Below are 1,020 nucleotides of genomic sequence, written 5' to 3' on the forward strand. Positions count from 1 at the left end.
GCCGTAGATTCCCGACGCCCCGGTTTAGAAAACACCGTTCACGTCAGCAAGGTGAAACGGCGCCCTCATGCCCGCGGCCTTCATCGTCTCTACCGCCCGCTCCCCGATCGGCCGTGCTGTCAAGGGTTCTCTGGCGAGTATGCGTCCGGACGACCTGACCGTGCAGATGGTCCAGGCCGCGCTGGCCAAGGTCCCGTCGCTCGACCCGACCCAGATCGACGACATCATCCTCGGCACCGGCTCCCCCGCCGGTGAGGGCGGCTTCGGCATGGGCCGCATGATCGCCATCGAACTGGGACTCGACGTCGTCCCCGGCACCACCGTGCAGCGCTACTGCGCGTCGTCGCTGCAGACCACCCGGATGGCCTTCCACGCCATCAAGGCCGGCGAGGGTGATGTGTTCATCTCCGCCGGTGTGGAGACCGTCTCGCGCTACGCCCGTGGCTCGGCCGACAGCTCGCCCGACACCAGGAACACCCTGTTCGACGACGCCGTGGCCCGCACCGCCAAGACCGCTGAGGGCGGCCAGGGCCCGTGGCACGACCCGCGCCAGGACGGCCTGCTCCCCGACGCCTACATCGCGATGGGCCAGACCGCCGAGAACGTGGCCTCGCTGACCGGCATCACCCGCGAGGACCAGGACCGCTGGGGCGTGCGCTCGCAGAACCGCGCCGAGGAGGCCATCAAGGCCGGCTTCTTCGAGCGGGAGATCACCCCGGTGACCCTGCCCGACGGCACCGTGATCAGCAAGGACGACGGCCCGCGCGCCGGCGTCACCTACGAGGCGGTCAGCGGGCTCAAGCCGGTCTTCCGTCCCGACGGCACCGTCACCGCGGGCAACTGCTGCGCGCTCAACGACGGCGCCGCCGCGCTGGTCATCATGAGCGACACCAAGGCCAAGGAGCTGGGCCTGACCCCGCTGGCCCGCATCGTCTCCACCGGCGTGGGGGGGGGGGGGGGCGGGGGTCTGTGTTGTGGGGGGCGGGGGAGCGCGGGGGCGCGCGCGCGCGGGGCGGCGGG

1 protein-coding gene is annotated in these 1,020 nt (G+C 71.7%); it reads left to right on the forward strand.

Translation table 11 applies throughout. The annotated features are described in order from the left end of the window. Positions 1-67: 67 nt before the first annotated feature. Positions 68-1,020: acetyl-CoA C-acyltransferase (locus ACFWPJ_RS33755; RefSeq protein WP_378857702.1), on the forward strand; the 953-nt coding region annotated here is incomplete at its 3' end.

This window comes from Nocardia sp. NPDC058497 (assembly GCF_042720195.1).
In the GTDB taxonomy this organism is placed as follows: domain Bacteria; phylum Actinomycetota; class Actinomycetes; order Mycobacteriales; family Mycobacteriaceae; genus Nocardia.